At 52.1% G+C, this 4,187-nt stretch carries 4 protein-coding genes and 1 pseudogene; 4 read left to right on the top strand and 1 reads right to left on the bottom strand.

All coding sequences use genetic code 11. The annotated features are described in order from the left end of the window. Positions 1–460 (top strand): annotated as a pseudogene (locus NW837_RS03125) (peptidase M61); the annotation flags it as partial. Between the two features lie 71 nt (positions 461–531). After that, complete coding sequence (locus NW837_RS03120; protein ID WP_414329220.1) at positions 532–1,887, top strand: hypothetical protein; 1,356 nt, start codon at positions 532–534, stop codon at positions 1,885–1,887. 1 nt (position 1,888) lies between these two features. Here NW837_RS03120 and NW837_RS03115 read toward each other — a convergent pair whose 3' ends face one another. Then, positions 1,889–2,776 (bottom strand): hypothetical protein, encoded by an 888-nt coding sequence (locus tag NW837_RS03115; protein ID WP_414329219.1) that lies wholly within the window; start codon positions 2,774–2,776, stop codon positions 1,889–1,891. A 310-nt stretch (positions 2,777–3,086) separates the two neighbouring features. On the opposite strand from NW837_RS03115, the gene psbV reads away from it, so the two are divergent. Then, positions 3,087–3,629, top strand: a complete 543-nt coding sequence (gene psbV / locus NW837_RS03110) for a photosystem II cytochrome c-550 (RefSeq protein WP_414329218.1) — start codon at positions 3,087–3,089, stop codon at positions 3,627–3,629. A gap of 26 nt (positions 3,630–3,655) precedes the next feature. After that, the gene (gene psbV2 / locus NW837_RS03105) at positions 3,656–4,126 is read left to right on the top strand and encodes a photosystem II cytochrome PsbV2 (RefSeq protein ID WP_414329217.1); all 471 of its coding nucleotides are present in this window, start codon (positions 3,656–3,658) and stop codon (positions 4,124–4,126) included. Positions 4,127–4,187 lie beyond the last annotated feature (61 nt).

Raw genomic sequence — 4,187 nt, 5'->3', positions numbered from 1 at the left:
AGACTACAACACTTACCTACACCCCTTTGGCCTCACCCTTAAAGCCCACTTCAGCCGCCCCAACCCCATCCCATACCTGGGCCTTAATTTCAACGGCGAGGGCAATCGCATCAGCGCAGTAGAGATGGGATCCCCGGCGCAAAAAGCGGGCATCTGGGCCGGCGATGAGCTGGTGGCCCTGGATGGGTTCAGGGTGAGCGCTGCCAACTTGGCGGAACGCTTGACGGCCTATCAGCCCCACCAGATCATTTGTTTGAGCGTTTTTCAAGCCGATCAGTTGAAACATTTCTGGATCCCGTTGGATCCCCCTCGGCCCGATGTCTACACGTTGGAGGTGTTGCCTGAACTGACTCCTGCTCAAGAAGCCCTTCAGCAAGGCTGGCTGGGATCCCTTGTCGGCGCCCAGCTTCGGTCAGAGGCAGGTCCCCATCTGCTTGAAAATTCACCTATCTCCTCCTAGCATGTTGAGGCAAGCAGGTAATCCAGTTAACTGGAAAGAAAAGTAACAGCAGCAGAGGACAGGAGTATCTGATGGACTTAGTTTTGGTTTTATTGATTGGGGCAGCTGTTGGTTTCTCGGTAGGCATTTACGTTGCTCGCCAGTATGGGGCCAGTCCTAAACTGGAAATCTGGAAACGAGAGATTATCAGAGATATATCTTCGCAGCTAAGCCAACGCAGCCAAGAACTCAACAACCCGGACAAAGCACTCATCAAGTTGAGCGAAGGATTGGTAGACAAGATTTCTCAAAAGTTACAGGAAAAGTTACAGGCCGTCCAAGCTACCCTTGAAGAGTTTAAATTTCGCCTTGCTGACAGCCAGCAAAGCTTGCTACAGGACTGGAGCAGAGACCTTCTACAAGCTATATCTGTAAAGTTGGCCGAACATGGCCAGCAACTGAACAATCAGCTAGCCATTCTGGAAAATCTAGTGGAAGAGGCCAAAGATATTTATCGGCAACTACGGGTTACTATTCAAAGTTCTCATGGATCCGAGATATGCCCAACTGCAAATCAGGACTCCCAGAATGAGCAGGTTACTCAGGTCATTGGTAAAGCACCAGATCCTGAGACACCAGACGAAGTACTAAGAGACAAGGATGGGACAGCTACTGTTGATATATCAAAGATAGAGTCGTTCTTAAACTCGAAAAACATAAAGATCAAAATCAAAAAGAGAAGCATAGATATGGAGGAAAAAGAGAAGGAGCTAGATCAAATAGCTGACCTTATGGGTAGTCAGTACTCTTTGATCAAAAGATTCTATAGAATGATTAAGTCAAGTATGAACAGCGGAAACTCTTTCTCAATAGACCTTAGAGACGAACCTCAACAAGTAATTGACACAACTCGCCAGCTTGCCACAGAGCTACACAAGATCGCATTTTTGGAAGAGTATAGATACTCCGAAGCGCCCAAGTGTCTGCTAGAAGCAAGAGCCAGCAGATCTAAACAAGCACTGAATTTTCTCTCAGGAAACTGGCTGGAGAGATACGTTAGGAATAGGTTGATTTGCCTTGCTAAAAGGCAAACTGGAAAGATTGATTTTCCTTACGTAGCAAATGTTGAAGTTACTTTGTCAAACAGAGATGATTTTGAGATGGATCTTCTCTTCTACGTTAATGATCAACTTTACTGGGTAGAGTCGAAGACAGGTAAGTATAAGTACCGAGATAAAGTAAAAAAGTACTCCAAGATTGCTTCTGACCTTGGTCTTCAGAGAAACCAAGCCATCATAGTTTTGACCGACGTTAGTCAAGATGCAAAAACCGATCTATCCTCTCGCTATCATCTGTCAGTCATCAGTGTTGATGAGGTTGAGGCTACATTTGAGAGGATCTTAATAAAGTCACCTTCGAGAAGTCTGAAAGGCACCCGAGAGCATTAGCTTAAGCCACAATTTTGACAGCTTGTTCCATACACCACCAGGGATCCTCCGCAAAAGCTGGCATGGGCGTGCTGCCCGCCTTGCCCAGAATGGCCAGCCTGACTTCTCTATCCAGACGGGATCCGGAGCCATAGGGATCGTCAGAGGGGGGCTCCAGCCTTTGTCCTAGAGGGGGCATTGCCATAATGCCCGGCTGCATGCCGGTACTGGTGACCCAGATTTTGAAGCGATCCACCGCCGTTTCTGTGTCTTCGGGCAGTTGCATCTGGAGCAGATAGCGAGGGCCAGAGCCAACTAATACGCTTTCGCTGGGGCGCAGGCGAGTAGGAAAGTCCGGCTGGTAGGGATAGACCAAGCCGACGCTGCACTGCCGTTCGTCAAAGACTGTTACATAGACATGCACTGGGGTGAGGGCCTTATTGCGCAAGGCGATGGCGAGGTTGCGGCCTGCCTGGATTTGCACTTTCCCTTGGGGATCCCGCGGCAGGGGGCTCACTTCGGCAGGGGCAGAGCTGCTGGCCGGGGTTTCCAGTTGGAGAAATTCCACTTCCAAGATGCTGCTCAGCGCATCGCTGGCAGGTTGCAGGTTCAAAAGATTACCAAAAGCAGCCACGTGCTCCAACAGCCGCACCAGCTTGCGAGGCAGGGCCAGTAGCTTCTTCACCGGGATCCGGAAGGCCGCCAGAGCCACCTCTTCCCCCCGCCGGTAAAAGTGATAAGTGGCATCGGGCAACAGCTCTACCCGCAAGTCCGCTGCTTCCGGGTCTGTGTAGGTCAGAAGCGGTGAGGCCGGCAAGGCCGCCAGCAAATCGGCAACGGGCATTTGCACTTGACTGGGATCCGCACAGGTGAAAGCCACCCGCAACGGCTGGAATCGGATAGAGGACATGGGGAAAACCTGGAACGGAGTCTGCCGTATTCTCCTGCTCTGAGGTTGCCAGGCAAGCAAGCCAAGCTCTATATTACCTGCTCAGTTCTCTCGACTGGGCTGTGGCCAAGTCAGCTCTCGGCCAACAGACTCCCAACAGGCCATAGCTCCGTAATCAAACTTAACACCAAAGGCAAATGGAACCATTGGGAAACTATCCCGGATCCCATCTGCAAATGATCTCTTAATGGTCTATTCTTGATCCTGTTGTCGGGTTTGTGGCTGGAGTGGAGCCCGCCTCTCCTCTTTCTAGGCTGATCTACGGAGAACCATGTTTAGCAAAGCTTTTTCTTTTCAGAAGGTGTTTGCGCCAGCGCGTCGTCGGTTGCTTGTCCTGCTGTTGGCTGCGTTGATGGCTGGGTTTGGCTGGGGTCTGGCTCCAGTGTTTGCAGCTAGGGATATTCCTGCAGTGGCTCTGTCGCCAACTGAGTCTATTACCTTTACCGAAGCCCAGTTGGCCAAAGGGAAGAAGCTATTCAAAACCGCATGCGCCCAGTGCCATGTGGGCGGCCAGACCTATCCCAACCCGGATGTGAGCTTGAAGCTTTCGGATCTGGAGGGGGCAACTCCCCCACGGGATAATGTGCTGGCGATTGTGGATTACATCAAGAATCCAGTCACCTATGACGGGGTGGAGTCTCTGTTGGAGTATCACCCCAACACCCAGCTCACCAGTGAGTATCCACGTCTGCGCAACCTTACCGACGAGGATCTGAAGCTGATTGCGGGCTACATTCTGGTGCAGGCCAAGACCGTTCCCGGCTGGGGTGGTACCAAGAACGAAAGCCACAGCGACCTATCAGCCTATCTCTAATGCCGCATCTGGATCAGAAGTTGCCTATGAGATGGCGGACCCCGTCTCGCCTCTGGGCCTGGGTCGGGATCCTGGCTTTGTTGTGGCTGGGGCTGGCCAGTCCGGTGGCTGCCCGCATTGATCCTTACGTGAACCAGTATTTGCGGGTGAGTGGCCCTGTGGAATTGCCTCTAGATGCCGCAGGGCATACCCTCACCTTTACCCCAGAGCAGCTCACGGACGGCAAAAATCGTTTTCAGTCCGCCTGTTTGAATTGTCATGTGGGCGGTGCCACTTTGCCGGCTCCCAACATTTCCCTCTCTTTGAAGGACTTGCGCGGTGCCACTCCACCCCGAGATACCCTTCAAGCCTTGATGGAGTACCAGCGGGATCCCCGCAGCTACGATGGCTCGGATTCCAGCTATGGATGCCGACCTGTACCCCCTTCCTGGATGGACGACGAAGCCGTAAACTACCCGGCTCCGACCGCTAAGCGGTACGGAGCGAGCTTTCAGTAGCCCTGAGCCTGTTCTGCTCTACCAGAGAACAAAACAAGCCCGGACCTCTAGGCTGGTTTAC

It is taken from the genome of Synechococcus sp. R6-10 (assembly GCF_047461815.1).
GTDB lineage: Bacteria > Cyanobacteriota > Cyanobacteriia > Thermostichales > Thermostichaceae > Thermostichus.
This window is presented reverse-complemented; position numbering and strand designations above follow the sequence as displayed.

What these genes read in the sequence shown, in the direction of transcription:
- NW837_RS03120 (WP_414329220.1), top strand. Translation starts at nt 532, where the DNA reads ATGGACTTAGTTTTGGTTTTATTGATTGGGGCAGCTGTTGGTTTCTCG.
- NW837_RS03115 (WP_414329219.1), bottom strand. Translation starts at nt 2,776, where the DNA reads ATGTCCTCTATCCGATTCCAGCCGTTGCGGGTGGCTTTCACCTGTGCG.
- psbV (WP_414329218.1), top strand. Translation starts at nt 3,087, where the DNA reads ATGTTTAGCAAAGCTTTTTCTTTTCAGAAGGTGTTTGCGCCAGCGCGT.
- psbV2 (WP_414329217.1), top strand. Translation starts at nt 3,656, where the DNA reads ATGAGATGGCGGACCCCGTCTCGCCTCTGGGCCTGGGTCGGGATCCTG.